Here is an 18,966-nt window from a genome sequence, read left to right as displayed (position 1 = left end):
CTCGGTTGGCGGGACATGGGTCAGAGGACCTTGGAGAGGAAGGCGCGGGTGCGTTCCTGGACGGGGCGGTCGAGTACCTCGGCGGGCGTGCCCTGCTCGACGATCCGCCCCTCGTCCATGAAGACGACGGTGTCGGCGACCTCACGGGCGAAGCCGATCTCGTGCGTGACGACGATCATCGTGGTCCCGCCGTGGGCCAGGTCCTTGATGACGTCGAGGACCTCGCCGACGAGCTCGGGGTCGAGGGCGGACGTGGGCTCGTCGAAGAGCAGCAGCTTCGGCTCCAGCGCGAGGGCGCGGGCGATGGCAACGCGCTGCTGCTGGCCGCCGGAGAGCTGCTTGGGGTAGGACCCGGCCTTGTCGGCGAGGCCGACGCGCGCCAGGAGCTTCTCCGCGGCGGCCACGGCCTCCTTCCGGGGGCGGCCGAGGGCGGCGACCGGGGCCTCGATGATGTTGTCGAGGACGGTGAGGTGCGGGAAGAGGTTGAAGTTCTGGAAGACGAAGCCGATCCGGGTGCGCTGGCGCAGGACCTCGCGTTCGCGCAGTTCGTACAGCTTGTTGCCGGACCTGCGGTAGCCCACCAGGCTGCCGTCGACGCTGATCCAGCCCTGGTCGACCTTCTCCAGGTGGTTGATGGTGCGCAGCAGGGTGGACTTCCCCGATCCCGAGGGGCCGAGGACGACGGTCACCTCTCCGGGCCGGACGGACAGGTCGATGCCGCGGAGCACCTCGAGCGGGCCGAAGCTCTTGTGCACCCCCCGGATCTCGACCATGGCCTCGTCGGCGTTGCGTTCTTCGGTGGGTGCGCTCATCGCACGGCCCCCTTGGCGTAGTGGCGTTCGACGTAGTGCTGGAGGACGGAGAGCGCGGTGGTCAGGAGGATGTACCAGACCGTGGCGACCATGAGCAGCGGCACCACCCGGCCGTTGCGCCCGTAGACGACCTGGACCTGGTAGAAGAGTTCGCCGATCGCCATCACGGAGACGATCGAGGTGCCCTTGAAGAGGGAGATGATCTCGTTGGCGGCGTTCGGCAGGATGGAGCGCATCGCCTGCGGCAGCACGATCCGCCGCAGCTGCCGCAGCCGGGGTATCCCGAGTGCGGCAGCTGCCTCCAGCTGTCCGCCGTCCACGGCGAGTACGCCGCCCCGGACGATCTCCGCGGCGTAGGCGGCCTGGTGCAGGGCGAGCCCGAGGACGGCCGCGCTCATCGCGCCGACGAGGTTCATCGTGTCGAAGGTGAGGAAGCCGGGCCCGAAGGGGATGCCGAACTCCAGTTCCTTGTAGAGATAGGCCAGGTTGAACCAGAACAGCAGCTGCACGATGAGCGGGATCGAGCGGAACGCCCAGATGTAGGCGTACGCGACCGCCCTGAGGAACGGGCTCGCGGAGAGCCGCATGAAGGCCAGGACGATGCCGAGCGCGAAGCCGATCACCGTTCCGTAGAAGGTCAGTTGAAGGGTCACCCAGACGGCGTGCAGGATCGTCTCGGTGGTCACGAAGCGGGCGAACACGTCCCATTCCCAGCCGGGGTTGGTGATCAGCCCGTTGAGGAACTGGGCGAGGAGCACGGCCGTGGCCACCACCGCGACCCAGCGCCAGGGATGGCGTACGGGGACGACCTTCAGGGCCGCGTAGTCGTCGGTGTCCTGCTCCTTGCCCGGGTCGGCCGCCGGTGGACGGACGGGTGGATCGCTGGTCAGCGCCATGGTGGAGGTTCCTTCTGCGACAGGGGTACGAACGGGGGCCGGGCTCGGACGGTGACGCGGTCCCTACAGGAGAGGTCCCGCAGGAAGGCGAGCGCCGTGCGGGCGGTGGCGTCGTTCTGCCGGAAGGCCGGGCCGCCGGTGCGCGGCCGGGTGAAGGCGCCGCTGGAGCGTGCGGTGGTGTACGGGCCGAGGGCGAAGCGGCGCGGGTGGGGGCGGCCGTCGCGGTACAGGACGCGGCCGTCGGCGGGGTCGACGGAGAGCAGGCCGGTGTCGGTGCCGGCGGCCCCGTCCGCGTACAGCCCGCTCAGCAGCGGGCTGCGCGTCCTGAGCAGGGAGGGGTCGGGCAGCCGGGCCTCGACCAGGGCGCGGGCTTCCGTGTACGCACCGGGGACGGTGGCGCTGCCGGCCCGGAAGACGCCCTCCCGCTCGTCGGTCTCGACGGTCATCCCCGCGCCGAGGAAGCGGACGATCCCGGCGTCGGAGAGGGCCAGCAGCTGCCGCAGCCGGGGTCCCGGAGGCCCGGAGGCGAGGTAGCTGAAGAAGCCGTGCCACGTCTCCCCGATGTCGCCGAGGCCGGTCAACTGGCCGTAGACGGAGAGCAGTCCGAGGAACACGGCGAGGTCGGGGCTGTGCCGGGTGTCGTGCCGGCGGGCGAGGTCGGCGCCGATGTAGGCGCGCAGCCCGTCCTGGAGCGTGTCGTAGGAGGCGTGGCGCACTCCGTCGAGCGGGCGGTCCAGGGCGTCGAGGTCGAGCCGGTCGGCGGGGTCCGGGACCGCCGAGGCGACGAGGGCCGCGAGCTCGGGGCTGCCGGGCTCGGCGACTGCGTACTTCTCCTCGAAGTCGCCCCGGTCCACGGCGGTGCGCTCGGGATGGGCGGTGAAGAGCCGGTGGTAGTGGGCGTGGCCGAGCTCCTTGGCGACGAGCGGCCACACGTCCCGCCGGAAGTCGACGGGGCCGGGCCGGTCGAGGATCTCCGTCACCTGTTCCGGGCCGAAGTGGTGGGGCAGGGGCGGCCGTTCGCCCTGCCAGGTGTAGCCGATCTTGGAGTGGTAGGGGACGCCTCGCCGTGATCCGACGTGGAGGACGGGCTCCTGCCCGGAGGGCACGTAGACCCCGTTCTCGTGCCGTCCGCCGCGGCCCTCGGTGAGCAGCACCATCAGATCGATGAAGGCGAGTCCGAATCCGCGCACGATGACGGGTTCGCCCGGCCGGAGTGCCGAGAGGTCGCTGTCGGCGGTGAAGTCGGGCGGCAGGTGCACCAGCCCGTGGCGCGCGGCGAACGCGGCCAGTTCCCGCTGTTCCGCGGGGAGTTCGGAGTCGAGATGGCCGACGGTGAGGACGACCAGGTCGGCGGCGAGCGGCTCGGCGCGGCCCTCGATCCAGACCTTCTGCCGGCCGTCGCGGGGACCCTGGACGCGCAGGGCGGTGCCCTGGTGCTCGTGGACGGTGATGCCGGGCGGCAGCGCGGCGAGCGCCTGCTCGTACACCCAGCGCAGATAGGCGCTCTGGAGCCGCCGGCTGGGGAAGTCCTGGCCGCCGAGACCGTGGATCTCCTCCAGCACCTCCGGTCCGGCGGCGGCCGCCGCCCGCCCCTCGCGGACGTCCCCGGCCCAGGTGTGCAGGTCGGGGCCGGGGATCACCGGGCCGTCCAGCTGGACGGTGTCGTCGGTGAACATCGTGACGTCCTCGGCCATGGAGTTCATCCGGAGCAGCGGCGACTGGTCCTCCCGCCAGATCCGGCCGCCGCCCGGCGGATACGGGTCGACGAGGTGGATGTCCAGCGGCAGGCCGTCGTAGAGCTCGGCGGCGTTGGCGGCTATGCGTTCGACGACTCCGGTGCCGCGCGGTCCCGCGCCTATGACGACGAGCGTCGGTGTGCCGCTCATCGGGCGTCCGCCGTGCCGCGCGCGTAGTGGCGTTCGACGTAGTACTGGCCGAGGGAGAGCAGCGAGGTCACGGCCACGTACCAGAGGGTGGCGACCAGCAGCAGCGGGATGACCTCGTACGTGCGGTGGTAGACGAGCTGGACCGAGTAGAGCAGGTCCTGCACGGCGATGATGCTGACGATCGAGGTGCCCTTCAGCGTCCCGATCAGCATGTTCCCCGCGGGCGGGACGATGGAGCGCATGGCCTGCGGGAGCACGATGCGGCGCAGCCGCCGCCAGGGCCCGAGGCCGAGCGACTGGGCCGCCTCGATCTGTCCGCGTTCGACGGAGAGGATGCCGCCGCGGACCACTTCGGCGGCGTACGCGGCCTCGTGGAGCGTCAGTCCGATGATGGCGACGGTCACGGGCCCGAGCAGGTCGACGGTCTCGACGCCGAGGATCCGCGGGTAGAGGGCGCCGATGTTGAACCAGAAGAGCAGCTGGACCAGGATCGGGGTGGACCTGAACAGCCAGATGTAGCCCCAGCTCACCGCCTGCAGGACGGGGTTCCCCGAGAGCCTGAACACCGCGAGCAGGGTGCCGATGGCGAAGCCGAGCACCATGACGAGAGCGGTGAGCCACAGGGTCAGGCCGAGGCCCCGCAGCACGGAGCCGGTCGTGAGGTAGGTGCCCACGACGTCCCACTGGAAGGCGTCGTTGCGCACGACGGAGACGAGGGCGCCCGCGAGCAGGACCAGGACGGCGACCGCCGCTGCCCAGCGGCCTGTTCGGCGTACGGGCACGATGCGCGGGACGGGGTCCCCGGTGTCCTTGCGGGGCGGGGGTGCGAGCGGGGAGGGAAGGCTGTCTGTCTGCGCGGACATACGAAGGCTCCGTGGATGCAGAGATCGAACACGGGGCGTGCCTTCAGCGCGGAACACAACGTGGACCGGGCCCCTCAGCGCCGGTCCGTTCTCGAGAAAAGCCCCAACAGGGCTGTGTTGTCAAGCCTGTCCACAGTGTGAGCCGTACGTCTCACCTCGGTTGACGTGCAACCGGATGCCTGTTCCACTTGGGCCATGCATGCGCAGCAGTGGCTGGTCACCCGCTCCCACATCGACTTCGGTCGCGTGTGGTCCTCCTCCTGTTGAGCTGACCCCCTGCGTCTGCCCCACCCCTGCTCGCGCCCCGCTGGGCGCTCGAGCACCTTCCTCCGCGTTCCTTCGCGTACACGACGCCGCTCCGCCCTCCCCTCGCACCGTTGATCTCCCGCCCCGCCGCTCCGTGCTGCCGCAGCACGCGAGCGCGGTCGACGAACCCGGAGAAACTCCGTCATGCCCCGAACCCGGCACACCGCTGCCTTCGCACTGATCACCGTGGCCACCCTGACGCTCACCGCATGCGGATCGGGCGACCCTGCGGCCGCCCCGGCCGGAGCGGGTTCCGCGGGCAGGGGGAAGACCCCGACCACCGACGTGGTCTCGGCGGTGAAGAAGAACGACGCCGCGGCGGAGCTGCTGCCCGCCGGGGTCCGCTCCTCGGGCACCCTCTCCCTCGCCTCCAGCGTGGGCGCCCCGCCCGGAGCGTTCTACGAGGCGGACGGGAAGACGCTCGCGGGCGCGGACATCGACTTCGCGGACGCGGTGGCCAAGGCACTGGGACTGGAGCTGAAGCGCGAGGTCGCCTCCTTCGAGGCGATCCTGCCGGCGCTCGGCAGCGGGAAGTACGAGGTGGGCACGGGCAACTTCGGGGTGACCGACGAGCGCCGGAAGACGATCGACTTCGTGACGTACATCAACGACGGGCAGGGGTTCGCCGTCCGTGACGACAGCGATCTGAAGGAGGTCACCGATCTCACGCAGCTCTGCGGCCTGACCGTCGGCACCGGCGCCGGGACCACCTTCGAGGCGACCCTGGAGGAGAACAAGCACGTCTGCGGCGACGCGGGCAAGGAGGCGTACGAGGTCAGGACGTACGCCGATCAGGCCGCCGTCTGGAGCTCGCTCCAGCAGGGCCGCAGCGATGTGCTGATGTTTACGATCAACGGACTGCGCTACGCGGTGACCCAGCTGGACGGGCTGCGCTTCCTCAACGAGTACAAGCGGCTCGACGTCGGCTTCGCCTTCAAGAAGGGCTCCCCGCTGGCGCCCGCCTTCCAGGCCGCGGTCAACGGCCTCAAGGAGGACGGGACCTACGACCGCATCCTGAAGAAGTGGGGCACGGAGAAGTCGGCGATCGAGACCTCGCAGATCTCGCCGCCCGAGATCAGGTGAGCCCGGCGGGTGCGGACCGTGCCCTCGGCCTCAGCAGTCGCACCCGCAGTCGCAGTCGCAGCAGCCGCCGTCACCGCAGCAGGTGTTGCAGCAGTCGCAGGCATCGCAGCAGTCCCCGCAGTCGCACTTGTGGCAGAGCCCCTCGCGCTCCTGACCGCTCCACGGGTCGTGGAAGCTCCCGGAGCAGCACAGCTGGCAGGTGCAGGCGAGCCCGGCCCAGACCAGGCAGCCCGCGACGAGGCCGCGCCGGTTGCGGGGCGGCTCGGGCGGGAGCGGCGGTCCGGGCGGGGAGGAGGGTCCGCCCGGCGCGTACGGGTTGCCGGGCGGCGGCCCGAAGCTCCCCTCCGGCTGCCCGGCCGGGTGGTGCGAGCAGGACGCCGGACCGAAGGCCCGGTCCACGGAGCGCCGCAGTTCGTGCACCAGGAGCACATGCGCCAGGGTGCCGTCGGTGAATTGCGCGTCCCGCAGCGCGAGGCGCACCCCGTGCAGCGCGTCGTCGCACAGCCGGCGGGCCTCCGGGAGCGTGGTGCCGGTCGCGGCGAGCGGGTTCCAGGCACCCGACGCGGCGTCGGCCTCCCGGTCCTCCACGGCGTCCAGGAGGTGCGCGAGCCGTCCGAAGAGCCGGCCGGCCTCGGCGAGCGGCTCGGCGTTCCCCGGCCTGCCGGCGAGGACGGCGGTGTGCGCGAAGGCCGCGGCCGTCGCCGTCTCAGTGGGTTCGGTGACCGCCAGCAGCGGGGTACCCGGCCCGGCGAGCGACTCGATTCCGGTCTGCCGGTCGACGGCGTCGACCAGGACCGCCGTGTCGAAGCCGAGCTCGGCCCCGGTGCGCGCCCCGGCCCTGTCCCAGCCCGCGGCGACCCTGCGTGCGGCGGCGGCGACCGGACGGCGCCTCAACAGCCCGTCGCCGTCGGCGACATGGTCGCGGACCTTGGCGGAGGCCAGCACGAGCGACACGGCGGCGGCCAGCCTGGCCCCCTCGCCGCGCGCGACCGGCGCCGTGCGCATCGAGCGCAGCGGGCAGGGGCCCGCGGTGCGCCGCTGCCCGCGGGTGCGCGCGGACTGAGCCTCCGTCAGGACCGAGACGATCAGGCCGTCGTAGTTGGTCACGATCCGGGCGAATTGCCCGTGATCCGCGCGCAGCGCGAGACAGAGCCCGCAGAGATGGGCCATCCACTCGGCCTTGAGCCCTTCGGACAGCCGATGGGTGCAGGGCCTGACGATTCCGAACACGACGATCCCCCGAGAGCCGTTCAACCGATGCCGCGGCACTCGTGCGCCCGCGCGGCGTGCATCGTACCGAGCTCTCCGTTCACCCGTACGCACGCCATGTCACCCGTACGGCCCGGCGCATCATATTTTCCTTTTGCAACCCCCCTTATGCGGGAGGAACCCTGACGAATCGCCACATGCTCTGCACCAGTAGCGTCACGAATCGCGTGCGCGCCGCCTATCCCCTTGGCGCTGTATCCGCATCATGGACGACCATAGGGATAGGAAAGAGATGCGGAACACGAACGAACCGCGGTGAGAGGAGGCGTCCATGGGATCGGTGCGCAAGGCAAGTGCCTGGCTGGGCCTCGTGGAGGACAACGACGAGCGGTACTACGACGACGAGTACTCCGAGGACGCGGAGACCGGCACCGGCCAGGCCTGGGTGACCGACCCCCGCGTCCAGGTGGCGTCCGAGAAGGCCGAGGACACGGGCCGCCGGATCGCCACCGTCACCCCCGACAGCTTCCGGGACGCCCGTGGGATCGGCGAGCTCTTCCGGGACGGCGTGCCGGTGATCGTCAACCTGACGTCCATGGACCCCACCGACGCGAAGCGCGTCGTGGACTTCGCCGCGGGTCTGACCTTCGGGCTGCGCGGCTCCATCGAGCGTGTGGCGACCAGAGTCTTCCTGCTGACTCCCGCCCACACCCAGGTGGTCAACGGCGAAGCCGCCGGCCGGCCCGCCGACGGCTTCTTCAACCAGAGCTGAGCGGGGCGCTCGCCGGAGAGCCCTACCGGAAAGCGTCCAGGCCGGTGAGCGCCTTGCCCAGCACGAGCTGGTGCATCTCCACGGTTCCCTCGTAGGTGAGCACCGACTCCAGATTCGTCGCATGCCGCATCACCGGATATTCCAGCGAGATTCCGTTGGCGCCGAGGATCGTCCGCGAGGTGCGGCAGATCTCGATCGCCTCCCGCACGTTGTTGAGCTTTCCGAAGCTGACCTGCTCCGGGCGGAGCCTGCCCGCGTCCATCCGGCGGCCCAGATGGTGGGCGAGCAGAATTCCCTTGTGGAGTTCCAGGGCCATGTCCGCGAGCTTGGCCTGGGTGAGCTGGAATCCGCCGATCGGCCTGCCGAACTGCTCGCGGGACTTCGCGTAGTCCAGCGCCGCCTCGAAGCTGGCGCGTGCCGCGCCCATGGCTCCCCAGACGATGCCGTAGCGGGCGTGGCCGAGGCAGCTGAGCGGCCCGCGCAGCCCGGTGACGCCGGGCAGGACGGCGTCGGCGGGCAGCCGTACGCCGTCCATGACCAGCTCGCTGGTGACCGAGGCGCGCAGCGACCACTTGTGCCGGATCTCCGGCGCGGAGAAGCCGGGACTGTCCGTCGGCACGACGAATCCGCGGATGCCGGAGCCGCCGTCCGCCTCGTCCGTCCGGGCCCAGACGACGGCGACCCCGGCGACCGATCCGTTGGTGATCCACATCTTGCGGCCGGTGAGGATCCAGTCGTCGCCGTCCCGCTTCGCATACGTCCGCATCGCGGCGGGGTCCGAGCCGTGGTCCGGTTCGGTGAGGCCGAAGCAGCCGATGGTCTCGCCGGCCGCCATGCCGGGCAGCCACCGCTGCTTCTGCTCCTCGGAGCCGAAGCGGTGGATGGCGTACATGGCGAGGGAGCCCTGTACGGAGACCAGTGAGCGGATCCCGGAATCGGCGGCCTCCAGCTCCAGGCAGGCCAGGCCGTACTGCACGCTGCTGGCCCCCGCGCACCCGTAGCCCTGGAGGGACATGCCCAGCGCTCCGAGCGAGCCGAGCTCGCGGGCCAGCTCGCGGATGCCGGGGAGCTCGCCCTTCTCGTACCACTCGGCGATGTGCGGGAGGACCCGGTCGGCGGCCCAGGTGCGCACGGTGTCGCGGATCGAGAGGTCCTCCGGGTCGAGGAGGTCGTCGATGCCGAGGGGGTCGCGCGGATCGAAGGGCGGGGGCTTCGGCTTCGAGGACTCGGTGGTGGACAAGGATGCCTCCGGCGGCTCGCACGGTACGGAAACGCGCCACCGTACTGAAACTAGCAGTGATAGTTATGGCGCCCCGCCGACGTTACGGCTCAGCGTGCGGCCCGTCCAGAGCCGGTGGCCTCGGCCGGTTCGCGCCGCGCGGGACGCGGCAGCGGCTTCGGCGTACGGGGCTCCCGGCGGGTCCCCGACGCGGCCGCGTCGGGCTCGCCCGCCTGCGCGGGAACCCCGGCGACCGGCTCCCGGCACGCCTTGACGGCAGGCGGGCACTCCATGACGCGTGGCAGCCGCAGCGCCGCCAGCGCCCCGAGGAGCAGCAGCCCCGCACTGACCAGCAGCGTGAGGTGCAGACCGTCGACGAAGGCGTGCCGGGCCGTGTCGCGCACCAGGTCCCCCATGGGCCCGCCCAGCCGGCCGGCCACCTGGTACGCCTCGCCCAGCGAATGCGAGGCCGCCGATCCGGCGGACGCGGGCACGCCCTCCTCGTGGAGCCGGGAGAGTCCGGGCGCGTAGGCGGCGTTCATGACACTGCCGAGCAGCGCGATCCCCAGGCCCGCGCCCAGCTGGTAGGAGGTCTCGCCGATCGCGGCGGCCCCTCCGGCGCGCTCGGCGGGGGCCTCGCTCAGCATCGACTCGTACGCCCCGAACAGCGTGGACTGGAGCCCGAAGCCGAGCAGCACGAAGCCGGTGGTGAGCAGCACGGGCCGGTCGTGCTGGCCCATCAGGGTCAGCAGGAGCACCGAGGCCGCGGTGAGCACGAAGCCCCAGCCGACCATCCGGCGCGGCCCGATCCTGCTCAGGGTGTACGAGCCGGTGGCGCCCGCGGCCATCGCGGCGAAGGTGAGCGGCAGCAGCCGCAGACCGGTCTCCAGCGGGCTGAGGTCCAGGACCAGCTGGAGGTACTGGACGGCGATCAGCTCCAGGCCGACCAGCGCCAGCATGGCCAGCACGATGCAGCCGACGGCGGTGGTGAAGGCGGGCCGGGAGAACATCGCGATGTCGATCAGCGGATGGGTGCGCCGCCGCTGCCTGCGCACGAAGAGGGCGAGCAGAGCCGCCCCGGCGAGCAGCGGCACGAGGGTGGCGGGGTTCAGCAGTCCCTCGCCGCCGCCGATCCGCTTGATGCCGAGGACGACGCCGAGCACACCCGCCGCGGCCATCAGCGCGCCGAGCACGTCCCAGGGGCCGTCCTCCCCGCCGCGCGACTCGGGCAGCAGCCAGCGTCCGACGGGGAGTATCACGGCCATGAGCGGGATGTTGATCAGGAAGACCGAGCCCCACCAGTAGTGCTCGACGAGGAATCCGCCGATGACCGGCCCGGTCGCGGCGCCCACCGCGGCCACCGCGGTCCATATCCCGATGGCCAGGGCCCGCTCGCGCCGGTCCGGGAAGACCTGGCGGAGTATCGACAGCGTGGCCGGCATGATCATCGCGCCGCCGACGCCGAGCAGCGCGCGGGCCGCGATCAGCACACCGGGACTGTCGGCCGCCGCCGCGACGGCGGAGGCGATCCCGAAGATCGCGTAGCCGAAGAGGAGGACACGGCGTCTGCCGATCCGGTCACCGAGCGTGCCGAAGAGGATCAGCAGCGAGGCGCAGACCAGCGGGTAGGCGTCCACGATCCAGAGCAGCCCGACGGCACTGGGCCGCAGGTCCTCGGTGACGGCGGGGACGGCGACGTGCAGCACGGTCGCGTCGAGCGCGACCAGCAGAAGACTGAGGCAGAGGACGACCAGGACGACCCAGCGGTTGGCACCGCCGGCTGCAGCGCGCAGCCTGCTCACGGCCGTGGACGTCCCAGTCATGTACGTACCTCCCACAATGTGTCCCTCGCGCTCGGCAGACCTGCTGGGGTCCGTTCCGGCACCCCGGGGCCCGGCATCGACGGGCGAGTGAGCCGCCAGAGTACGCGAGTTCCAGATGGTCACACGTGGTGCAGCTCATACGTTCACGGGCCACCGAGTGTGGCGTACACCACTTCACCGCCCACGCGGGGCAACCCCTCCGCCGCCACGCCGGAGACCCCCGCCGGACGGCCGGGCGCCGCGCGGCCCCTGCCCCGAATGGCCCCGCGCATACCCGGCGGTGTCACGCCGCACCACTTTCTTCGACGATCAAACATTTCTGCGATTAATGCGAGGAACGAATAGCCGGAGGGGTCGAAACGATTCCCCGGAGCAGAGGGAATAGATGCCTGTCTGAGACAAAGTCCACATCACATCGTCATCACAAAGACGCGGGATCGGCCGGATCACACACTCACTCGCTGTAACGTCCATTGCGTGCGTACCGACATCTTTGCCCGTCTGGACCGGGAGCCGGAACCGCCGAAGATAGAGACCCCGCGGATGAGTCGTCACCGCATCGCTCTCTTCGGCGGGACTTTGGCGTTCTATGTCGCCATCGTCGTCGCCGTGCTGGTCTCGTCCTGGCTGGTGGCCCTCGACTGGAAGGTCATGCTGTTCCGGCCCTATCAGCAGTGGCCGGAACTCCACGCCTTCCTCGACTACTACGTCGTGCTCGGCCAGCGTGGCCCCACGGCCGTGATGGTCGCCTCCTGGCTCGGCTGGCGCTCCTGGCGCCAGCACACGCTGCGTCCGCTGCTGACGCTGGGCGCTTCCCTGCTGCTGCTCAACCTGTCGGTGGGCGCGGTCAAGCTCGGCCTGGGGCGGCTCGGCCCGCACTACGCCACTCAGATCGGCTCGGCGGAGCTCTTCGCCGGCGGCGATATATTTCCCTCCGGGCACACCGCCAATGCCGTGGTGACCTGGGGAATCCTCGCCTACCTGGCCACCACCCCGCGCGCGAGGCGCTATCTGTCGGCCCTGTCGGCGTTCGTCTCCCTCGGCGTGGGGCTCACCACCGTCTACATCGGCACCCACTGGCTCAGCGACGTCCTGCTGGGCTGGGCGGCCGGGCTGCTGATCCTGCTGGCCCTGCCGTGGTTCGAGCCGCTGATCACGCGTGCCGAGGTCCTGGTCCTCTCGGTCCGCGAGCAGTGGCGGGCTCGCCGCAGGCTGCGGGCGTCCGCCCCGGCCGCCCCGGCGGCGCCGGAGCCCGTGCTGCTCCCGCAGTCGCTGAGCGGCGGGACGGGCGCGGAAGGAGCCCTGGAGGCCGTGAGCGTCGAGCCGGCGCCGGAGGGACAGGGAGCCATCGGCCACCCGGGCGCCCGCGCCAGGGCCCACCAGGGGCATCCCCTGCGCTCGGAGCGGACTCCGGTCACCCCCGCGGGCTCACGCCGTCCGCCGCACGCGGACCGCGCCCCGCGGAGCAACGGGACCCAGGCCCGCCCGGTGACGGGCGGCTCGGTCGCCCCCTGACCTGCCCGGACAGCACACGACGAAGGCCCCGACGGATGTCGGGGCCTTCGTCGTGCGGGGCGGTCTCAGCCGACCCAGCAGCGTGTCACGGTCGCCCCGTCCACCTCGAAGTTGATGCGTCCGCCGCGGAACTCCATGGTGATCACGGTGCCGGGCGGCAGGGCCCGGACCGTGCTCCAGCCACGCGCTCTGGCCTGCCGCTCGGCGGCCTCGGCGTCGAGGCCGACATACGACTCGGGAGCGTCGTCCGGCTGGGCGGGAGAGTTCGGTAGAGGTGCCATACCTCTCACCGTAGGCCGTCACGGACCGGGGCGGAAGCGATCACGCCCGCGGATGCCGGAGCGGCCCCATGTACCTCGGCGGTCACGCTTGTGTCACAGGATCCCCACGCCCGTTTACGCCGGAGCACTTCACCCGAACGGACACACGGAAGGCCTGGAAACCGGAATTCACCCGCTCAAGGAATGGGCGCCCCGGCGGCCTTCGGCGGGAAATTGCACACGGGTGGACGTCACGCTCCAGAGCTTTTCCGGACCGGGCCGAATGGAGAATATACGACCACGCAACCTGGAATTAACTCGCCCTTATGCCACTCTTACTCTCCGCCGCCCCACGTCCGTACCTCCCCCGCCGGAGAGCGGCCCCGCACCGCCGGACCATCCGGAATGGAACGGTCCGGGACGCGGGGCGCGGGGCACCCGGACCGCGGTCCGGGTGCCCCGGGTTCAGGCCCTTCCGCGGCGGATCGCCGAGGAGGCCAGGTAACGCAGCGCATACGCCCCGTCCAGCGCGCTGCCCCTGGAGCGGTGCAGCGCGTTGCGCAGCGCGCCCTGCGAGCGGCCCCTCGATCCCCGCGCGGCCAGCTCGGCGAAGAGCCTCTCGTGCCGCTCGGCGATCGGTGCGGGATCGAAGCGCGCGGCGGAAGCCCGCGCGGCACGTCCCATCCGGTGCCGCAGCCCGTCGTCGTCGATCAGGCCGAGCAGGGCCTTGGCGAAGGCCCCGGTGTCGCCCAGCGGCACCAGACGTCCGTCGGTCCCGTCGTCGATGATCTCGGCGGGCCCGTGCGGGCAGTCGGTGGAGACGACCGGCACCCCGCAGCGCATCGCCTCCACGATGGTCATGCCGAACGACTCCCGCTCGGAGGTCACGGCCGCGATGGAGCCCTTGGGCCACTCCTTCTCCATTGGATCGGCCGAGCCCATGAGCCGCACCCGCTCCCGGAGCCCCAGCTCCTCGACGAGCGCGCGCAGCGGCCGCTGCTCGTTGCCCGACGCGTCGCCGGCGCCGTAGATCCGGAGCCGCCATTCGGGACGTGCGGCCGCGATCTCGGCGAAGGCCCGGATCAGTACGTCGTAGCGCTTGACCCGGTGCAGCCGGCCGGCCGCCACGATCCACTTGGCGTCGCCGTCGGCGGGCGGGCCGCTCGGCTCGGGCACGCTGTTCGGGATGGCCTCGACACGTACGCCGGGCAGCCGCAGCCTGGCGCGGTAGTCCCTGGCGTCGGCGGAGGTGACGGTCGTGACGGCGTCGAGCAGTCCGTACCGGTGGCTTATCTCCCGGCGCAGCCGGTAGCTGTGGCTCTCCAGGGTGAGGTGCTCCTGGCCGACGCGCACCGGTCCGCGCCGTGCCTGCCTGCTGATGTGGATGTTGAGTCCGGGACGTGTACCGACGACGACGTCGGCCTCGACCGCCCCCAGATGGGCCGCGATGCGCCGGTCGGTGAGCCTGCTGTACTGCCGGTGCCTGGTGTCGCCGCGCGGGAAGACCGAGGCCTGTTTCGCGTGTTCGGCGTGGTCCCCCTCGTATCCGGGGCTCGACTTCCGCAGATCGACGAGGTGCCTCATGCGTACGCCGCCCGGTGCGCCGAGCGCCGGTGCGTCCCGGTGCCGGAAGACGGAGACGATCTCGACGTCGTGCTGCTCGGCCAGGGTCCCCGCGAGCGTGAAGGTCGTACGGATCGTTCCCCCGATGCCGTACGCATTATGGAGCAGAAATGAAATATGCATTACGTAGTCGTTTCCCCTGTTCGACTGGTCTGCGTCGGACCTTACGTGGCGTCAGGAAGGGGCACAGCTTTCGCACAGGAGTCGCACAAAGCCGTGACGTTTCGAACTGACACACGCACACCAGGGGTCCACGGGCGGAATGTTCGGCTCCATGTCTCCCTCTCGATCTGTCGGTGCATCGGCCCGCCGGTTCCCCCGCTTTAATCTCCCGATTCGCGCGTGACCCAGGCCCCGGGTCGTCCGTTGTCTCTTCATGAGCCGGGAACCACCCGGCCCACGCACCGAGTTCGAGGAGCCACCCGTGCCGCGCATGCTCGACGTCAGCGAGGACGTACGTGCCGAGATCGGCGACGCCGAAGCCGACCGGCTGCTCGTCGGCGACAGTGCCCCAGGCAGTTACGACTGCACCTCCTGCCGCACTCCCGGCGACTCCGACCAGGAACGCACCAGCACGGTGCTGTTCGTGGGCGACGAGACCGCCGTGCTCGCCTTCGCCCACGCGACCTGCATCCCCTCGCAGGTCGTCCAGGTCGCGGAGGACCAGCTCCAGGGCGCCGTGCGGTCCATCACCGGCAGCGAGCCACAGAATCCGGAGGGCCTCATGCCCGAACAGGCTGTCCTCGGCATCACCAGCGGTCTCGTCCTGATCGAGGACGACCTCCGTCCGGCCCTGGTCGTCGAACCGACGGGGCCGATCGCCCGGCCCGGCACGGACGGCAGCAGCGGCGACCAGTTCCTCCAGCTGCTGCTGGAGCAGGGCTTCCAGCCCACGCCCCATCTGAACAGGCTGCCCGGTGTGCTCCCCGGCTGGTCGGTGCTGCTCGCCATGGGCCAGCTCCACGCCGTGCTCCAGCCGGGCGCCGGCGGCGGCAGCCCGGTCGCCTGGTGGCAGGCCCATCAGCCGCTCCAGGTCACCGACGGCTGGCGTACGGCGGCGAACAAGGCGCAGAGCGTGCTCGTCTTCGCCGCACCGGCGGGCTCCATCGGCCAGCAGCCGCGCGAGGACCTGCTCCGGGACGCACTGGACAAGGCCGCGATCAACGGTCTGCTGGTCGCCGCGACGATGCCGCTGGCCGGGACCTGACGGTGGCGGCTCCGCCCTCCCCGGCCCGCCGAACATCGTTTTCTCCGCCCGGCCCGCATCCGACGGGCGATGAGGTCGTTGGCACCTACGTGCACTCATACGACCCTTCTCGCCAGCAGCAGCCCCCCATCCCGGCCATGCGCCCGTCACGGGAACCGGCGGGCGGCAAGTCCGCGACGCCGATCTACGACGCGCTGTACTCCGAGTACCGCCGCTCGTTCAGGGCGCTTCCCGGGGACCGTACCGGTGAGGAGAATCTCGGCTTCAGAACGTTCGGCATCGGAATGTTCGGCAGCCGCGCACCGCTGAACAGCCGTACGGCGGCGAACGCCCAGGGCAGCCACAGCGCCTCGGGCGGCAACCCGGGTTCCTGGCAGCGGGTCGGGCGCCACGCGGGCCGTGGCAGGCCGGCGGCGCTGCCGCCCGGGTCGACGGACTCCTGAGGGCGTACGGCGAAGCCCCGGCCCACCCGCTCTGCGCGGGGGACCGGGGCTTCGCCGTACGCCCTCAGATCACTTCTTGCGGCCGCGCTTCTCGCGGACCCGGACCGAGATGTGCAGCGGGGTGCCCTCGAAGCCGAACTCCTCGCGCAGGCGGCGCTCGACGAAGCGCCGGTAGCCGTGCTCCAGGAAGCCGGAGGAGAAGAGCACGAACCGCGGGGGCTTGGTGCCCGCCTGGGTGCCGAAGAGGATGCGGGGCTGCTTGCCGCCGCGCACCGGGTGGGGGTGGGAGGCGACGATCTCGCCGAGGAAGGCGTTGAGCCTGCCGGTGGGGACGCGGGTCTCCCAGCCCTCGATGGCGGTCTCGATCGCCGGGACCAGCTTCTCCATGTGCCGGCCGGTGACGGCCGAGACGTTGACGCGCGGGGCCCAGGCGATCTGGGCGAGCTCGGTCTCGATCTCGCGCTCGAGGTAGTAGCGGCGCTCCTCGTCGAGGGTGTCCCACTTGTTGAAGGCGACGACGACGGCGCGGCCCGCCTCCACGGCCATGGTGACGATGCGCTGGTCCTGCACGCTGATCGACTCGCTCGCGTCGATCAGGATGACGGCGACCTCCGCCTTCTCGACGGCGGCGGCGGTGCGCAGCGAGGCGTAGTAGTCCGCGCCCTCCTGGAGGTGGACCTTGCGGCGGATGCCCGCCGTGTCGATGAACTTCCAGGTGGTCCCGCCGAGCTGGATCAGCTCGTCGACCGGGTCGCGGGTGGTGCCCGCCAGGGCGTTGACGACGACCCGATCCTCGCCCGCGACCTTGTTCAGCAGGGAGGACTTGCCGACGTTGGGGCGGCCGATGAGTGCGATGCGGCGCGGGCCGCCGAGCACGGTGCCGAAGGTCTGCTCGGGGGCCTCGGGCAGTGCTTCCAGCACGGCGTCGAGCATGTCGCCGGTGCCGCGGCCGTGCAGGGAGGAGACCGGGTGCGGCTCGCCGAGGCCCAGCGACCAGAGGGCGGTGGCGTCGGCCTCGCCGCTCTGTCCGTCGACCTTGTTGGCGCACAGGACGACGGGCTTGCCCGCGCGGCGCAGCAGCTTGACGACGGCCTCGTCGGTGTCGGTGGCCCCGACGGTGGCGTCGACCACGAAGACGACCGCGTCGGCCGTCTCGATGGCGTACTCCGCCTGGGCGGCGACGGAGGCGTCGAGGCCCAGCACGTCCTGCTCCCAGCCGCCGGTGTCGACGACCTTGAAGCGGCGACCGGCCCACTCGGCCTCGTAGCTCACGCGGTCACGGGTGACGCCGGGCTTGTCCTGGACGACGGCCTCGCGGCGGCCGATGATCCTGTTCACCAGGGTCGACTTGCCTACGTTCGGGCGGCCGACGACGGCGAGCACGGGAAGCGGGCCGTGACCGGCCTCACCGATCGCGCCCTCGACCTCCTCGAGATCGAACCCTTCCTGCGCGGCGAGCTCCATGAACTCCGCGTACTCGGCATCGCCAAGTGCTCCGTGCTCGTGGTCCGAGCCGTCGGAGTGAATCTGGTCGTTCATGAAGTCCGTTCCTCTTTGCATCATCATCGATGGGCCACGATGGCGCGGCCCACTACTCAAGTCTTAACAGGACGTCCGGTGAGACGCCTGGCGTTCTCCAGGTGCGCGGTCAGCTCGGCCTGGATGCGCAGCGTCGCCTCGTCCAGCACCTTCCTGGTCCGCCGCCCGCTGCCGTCACCGGCCTGGAAGGCGTCGCCGAAGACGACGTCGACCCGGCTGCGCAGCGGAGGCAGTGCCGATATCAACCGTCCGCGCCGCTCGGTGCTTCCCAGGACCGCGACGGGGACGATCGGCGCCCCGCCGCGCACCGCGAAGTACGCGAGCCCCGCACGCAGGGAGGCGAAGTCTCCCTCGCCCCTGGTGCCCTCGGGGAAGATCCCGAGGACCCCGCCGTCCTCCAGCACGCCGAGTGCCTGCGTGATGGCGGTGCGGTCGGCGGTCGTGCGGTCCACCTTCAGCTGCCCGATTCCGCGCAGGAACGGGTCGAGGGGGCCGACGAACGCCTCCTTCTTGATCAGGAAGTGGACGGGCCGGGGCGCGGTGCCCATCAGCATCGGCCCGTCGATGTTGTGCGCGTGGTTCACCGCGAGTATGACGGGTCCCGAGGCGGGGACCCGCCACGCGCCGAGCACACGGGGCCTGAACAGCCCGTACATGAGCCCGATGCCGATCCCGCGCCCGACGGCCGCTCCGCGCAGCGTGGGCGCGGCGGTGGCTTCGGTCACTTCGCGGCCTGCTTCTCCCCGACGAGGGTGACGACGCACTCGATGACCTGGGAGAGGGTCAGCTCCGTGGTGTCCACCTCGACGGCGTCGCCCGCCTTGGCGAGCGGCGAGGTCTTGCGGCCGGAGTCGGCCGCGTCCCGCTTGATCAGCGCCTCCTTGGTGGCGGCGAGATCGGAGCCCTTGACCTCGCCGCTGCGGCGGGCGGCGCGCGCCTCCGGGGAGGCGGTCAGGAAGATCTTGATGTCGGCGTCGGGCAGCACGGTCGTGCCGATGTCCCGGCCCTCGACGACGATGCCGCGCTCGGCCTCCTTGGCGATCGAGCGCTGCAGCTCGGTGATCAGGGCGCGCACCTCGGGCACCGCGCTGACGGCGCTGACCTGGGAGGTGACCTCCTGGGTGCGGATCGGGCCGGAGGCGTCCTCGCCGTCCACGGTGATCGTCGGGGCGGACGGGTCCGTGCCGGAGACGATGACCGGCTTGGCGGCGGCCGTGGCGATCTCCGCCGGGTTCCGCACGTCGATGCCGTTGTTCAGCATCCACCAGGTGATCGCGCGGTACTGGGCGCCGGTGTCCAGGTAGCTCAGGCCGAGCTGGGCTGCGACGGCCTTGGAGGTGCTCGACTTGCCCGTGCCGGAGGGGCCGTCGATGGCGACGATCACTGCGGCCGGGGCGGTCCGGGCGGCGGCGCTTACGGTTTCCACGGTGGTGGACACCTTCCTGGTACACGGGGGTGGGCTGAGCGGGGCAGGGCAGACCGGGGCGCCCTCCCCACAAGGTTACCGAGT

The 18,966-nt window shown here is 71.3% G+C and carries 17 protein-coding genes; 5 read left to right on the top strand and 12 right to left on the bottom strand.

The features are described from left to right. Positions 1 to 20: 20 nt before the first annotated feature. From AMK10_RS28405 to AMK10_RS28390, 4 genes are read right to left on the bottom strand one after another with little or no spacing between them, the layout of a single operon-like run. Positions 21 to 773, bottom strand: a complete 753-nt coding sequence (locus AMK10_RS28405; protein ID WP_073751964.1) for an amino acid ABC transporter ATP-binding protein — start codon at positions 771 to 773, stop codon at positions 21 to 23. A gap of 35 nt (positions 774 to 808) precedes the next feature. After that, positions 809 to 1,708, bottom strand: coding sequence for an amino acid ABC transporter permease (locus AMK10_RS28400; RefSeq protein WP_073751172.1), 900 nt, complete (start codon positions 1,706 to 1,708; stop codon positions 809 to 811). Continuing rightward, a complete protein-coding gene (locus AMK10_RS28395) occupies positions 1,699 to 3,594 on the bottom strand; it encodes an FAD/NAD(P)-binding protein (protein ID WP_073751170.1) in 1,896 nt (631 codons plus the stop codon). Before AMK10_RS28395 ends, AMK10_RS28400 begins: the two co-directional genes overlap by 10 nt. Then, positions 3,591 to 4,457 carry an amino acid ABC transporter permease gene (locus tag AMK10_RS28390; RefSeq protein WP_073751168.1) on the bottom strand — a complete coding sequence of 289 codons (867 nt, stop codon included), beginning with the start codon at positions 4,455 to 4,457 and terminating at the stop codon, positions 3,591 to 3,593. Before AMK10_RS28390 ends, AMK10_RS28395 begins: the two co-directional genes overlap by 4 nt. A gap of 450 nt (positions 4,458 to 4,907) precedes the next feature. Here AMK10_RS28390 and AMK10_RS28385 point away from each other — a divergent pair, with 450 nt between their 5' ends. After that, the gene (locus AMK10_RS28385; protein ID WP_073751166.1) at positions 4,908 to 5,846 is read left to right on the top strand and encodes an ABC transporter substrate-binding protein; all 939 of its coding nucleotides are present in this window, start codon (positions 4,908 to 4,910) and stop codon (positions 5,844 to 5,846) included. 30 nt (positions 5,847 to 5,876) lie between these two features. Here AMK10_RS28385 and AMK10_RS28380 read toward each other — a convergent pair whose 3' ends face one another. Continuing rightward, a complete protein-coding gene (locus AMK10_RS28380; RefSeq protein WP_198959813.1) occupies positions 5,877 to 7,076 on the bottom strand; it encodes a DUF5685 family protein in 1,200 nt (399 codons plus the stop codon). 310 nt (positions 7,077 to 7,386) lie between these two features. Between AMK10_RS28380 and AMK10_RS28375 the strand changes: the two genes are divergently transcribed. Next, positions 7,387 to 7,827 (top strand): cell division protein SepF, encoded by a 441-nt coding sequence (locus AMK10_RS28375; RefSeq protein WP_073751164.1) that lies wholly within the window; start codon positions 7,387 to 7,389, stop codon positions 7,825 to 7,827. Between the two features lie 22 nt (positions 7,828 to 7,849). On the opposite strand, the gene AMK10_RS28370 is transcribed toward AMK10_RS28375, so the two are convergent. Beyond that, entirely contained in the window at positions 7,850 to 9,067 is a 1,218-nt protein-coding gene (locus tag AMK10_RS28370; protein ID WP_073751162.1) for an acyl-CoA dehydrogenase family protein, read from the bottom strand. A gap of 89 nt (positions 9,068 to 9,156) precedes the next feature. Continuing rightward, positions 9,157 to 10,869 (bottom strand): MFS transporter, encoded by a 1,713-nt coding sequence (locus tag AMK10_RS28365; protein WP_073751160.1) that lies wholly within the window; start codon positions 10,867 to 10,869, stop codon positions 9,157 to 9,159. A gap of 477 nt (positions 10,870 to 11,346) precedes the next feature. Here AMK10_RS28365 and AMK10_RS28360 point away from each other — a divergent pair, with 477 nt between their 5' ends. Further along, a complete protein-coding gene (locus AMK10_RS28360; protein ID WP_073751158.1) occupies positions 11,347 to 12,384 on the top strand; it encodes a phosphatase PAP2 family protein in 1,038 nt (345 codons plus the stop codon). A 65-nt stretch (positions 12,385 to 12,449) separates the two neighbouring features. On the opposite strand, the gene AMK10_RS28355 is transcribed toward AMK10_RS28360, so the two are convergent. Further along, positions 12,450 to 12,665 carry an I78 family peptidase inhibitor gene (locus AMK10_RS28355; RefSeq protein ID WP_073751156.1) on the bottom strand — a complete coding sequence of 72 codons (216 nt, stop codon included), beginning with the start codon at positions 12,663 to 12,665 and terminating at the stop codon, positions 12,450 to 12,452. A 444-nt stretch (positions 12,666 to 13,109) separates the two neighbouring features. Then, positions 13,110 to 14,390, bottom strand: coding sequence for a glycosyltransferase (locus AMK10_RS28350; RefSeq protein ID WP_073751154.1), 1,281 nt, complete (start codon positions 14,388 to 14,390; stop codon positions 13,110 to 13,112). 301 nt (positions 14,391 to 14,691) lie between these two features. Here AMK10_RS28350 and AMK10_RS28345 point away from each other — a divergent pair, with 301 nt between their 5' ends. Then, positions 14,692 to 15,474: a hypothetical protein gene (locus AMK10_RS28345; protein ID WP_073751152.1), complete on the top strand. Its 783-nt coding sequence runs from the start codon at positions 14,692 to 14,694 to the stop codon at positions 15,472 to 15,474. Positions 15,475 to 15,611: 137 nt separating this feature from the next. Then, positions 15,612 to 15,917, top strand: coding sequence for a hypothetical protein (locus AMK10_RS28340; RefSeq protein WP_073751150.1), 306 nt, complete (start codon positions 15,612 to 15,614; stop codon positions 15,915 to 15,917). 69 nt (positions 15,918 to 15,986) lie between these two features. Here the strand turns inward: AMK10_RS28340 and der are convergent, their stop codons facing one another. From der to cmk, 3 genes are read right to left on the bottom strand one after another with little or no spacing between them, the layout of a single operon-like run. Further along, positions 15,987 to 17,456, bottom strand: a complete 1,470-nt coding sequence (gene der, locus AMK10_RS28335; RefSeq protein ID WP_073751148.1) for a ribosome biogenesis GTPase Der — start codon at positions 17,454 to 17,456, stop codon at positions 15,987 to 15,989. Positions 17,457 to 17,512: 56 nt separating this feature from the next. Beyond that, complete coding sequence (locus AMK10_RS28330) at positions 17,513 to 18,181, bottom strand: lysophospholipid acyltransferase family protein (RefSeq protein ID WP_073751146.1); 669 nt, start codon at positions 18,179 to 18,181, stop codon at positions 17,513 to 17,515. After that, complete coding sequence (gene cmk / locus AMK10_RS28325; RefSeq protein WP_073751144.1) at positions 18,178 to 18,894, bottom strand: (d)CMP kinase; 717 nt, start codon at positions 18,892 to 18,894, stop codon at positions 18,178 to 18,180. The genes AMK10_RS28330 and cmk overlap by 4 nt, the downstream gene beginning before the upstream one ends. Positions 18,895 to 18,966: the final 72 nt, after the last annotated feature.

Origin of the sequence: Streptomyces sp. CB02058 (assembly GCF_001905505.1) — a bacterium.
Classification (GTDB): domain Bacteria; phylum Actinomycetota; class Actinomycetes; order Streptomycetales; family Streptomycetaceae; genus Streptomyces.
Note: the sequence above shows the minus strand (reverse complement) of the source record. Positions and strands in the feature narration are given on the sequence as shown.

What these genes read in the sequence shown, in the direction of transcription:
- AMK10_RS28405 (WP_073751964.1), bottom strand. Translation starts at nt 773, where the DNA reads ATGGTCGAGATCCGGGGGGTGCACAAGAGCTTCGGCCCGCTCGAGGTG.
- AMK10_RS28400 (WP_073751172.1), bottom strand. Translation starts at nt 1,708, where the DNA reads ATGGCGCTGACCAGCGATCCACCCGTCCGTCCACCGGCGGCCGACCCG.
- AMK10_RS28395 (WP_073751170.1), bottom strand. Translation starts at nt 3,594, where the DNA reads ATGAGCGGCACACCGACGCTCGTCGTCATAGGCGCGGGACCGCGCGGC.
- AMK10_RS28390 (WP_073751168.1), bottom strand. Translation starts at nt 4,457, where the DNA reads ATGTCCGCGCAGACAGACAGCCTTCCCTCCCCGCTCGCACCCCCGCCC.
- AMK10_RS28385 (WP_073751166.1), top strand. Translation starts at nt 4,908, where the DNA reads ATGCCCCGAACCCGGCACACCGCTGCCTTCGCACTGATCACCGTGGCC.
- AMK10_RS28375 (WP_073751164.1), top strand. Translation starts at nt 7,387, where the DNA reads ATGGGATCGGTGCGCAAGGCAAGTGCCTGGCTGGGCCTCGTGGAGGAC.
- AMK10_RS28365 (WP_073751160.1), bottom strand. Translation starts at nt 10,869, where the DNA reads ATGACTGGGACGTCCACGGCCGTGAGCAGGCTGCGCGCTGCAGCCGGC.
- AMK10_RS28355 (WP_073751156.1), bottom strand. Translation starts at nt 12,665, where the DNA reads ATGGCACCTCTACCGAACTCTCCCGCCCAGCCGGACGACGCTCCCGAG.
- AMK10_RS28350 (WP_073751154.1), bottom strand. Translation starts at nt 14,390, where the DNA reads ATGCATATTTCATTTCTGCTCCATAATGCGTACGGCATCGGGGGAACG.
- AMK10_RS28340 (WP_073751150.1), top strand. Translation starts at nt 15,612, where the DNA reads ATGCGCCCGTCACGGGAACCGGCGGGCGGCAAGTCCGCGACGCCGATC.
- der (WP_073751148.1), bottom strand. Translation starts at nt 17,456, where the DNA reads ATGAACGACCAGATTCACTCCGACGGCTCGGACCACGAGCACGGAGCA.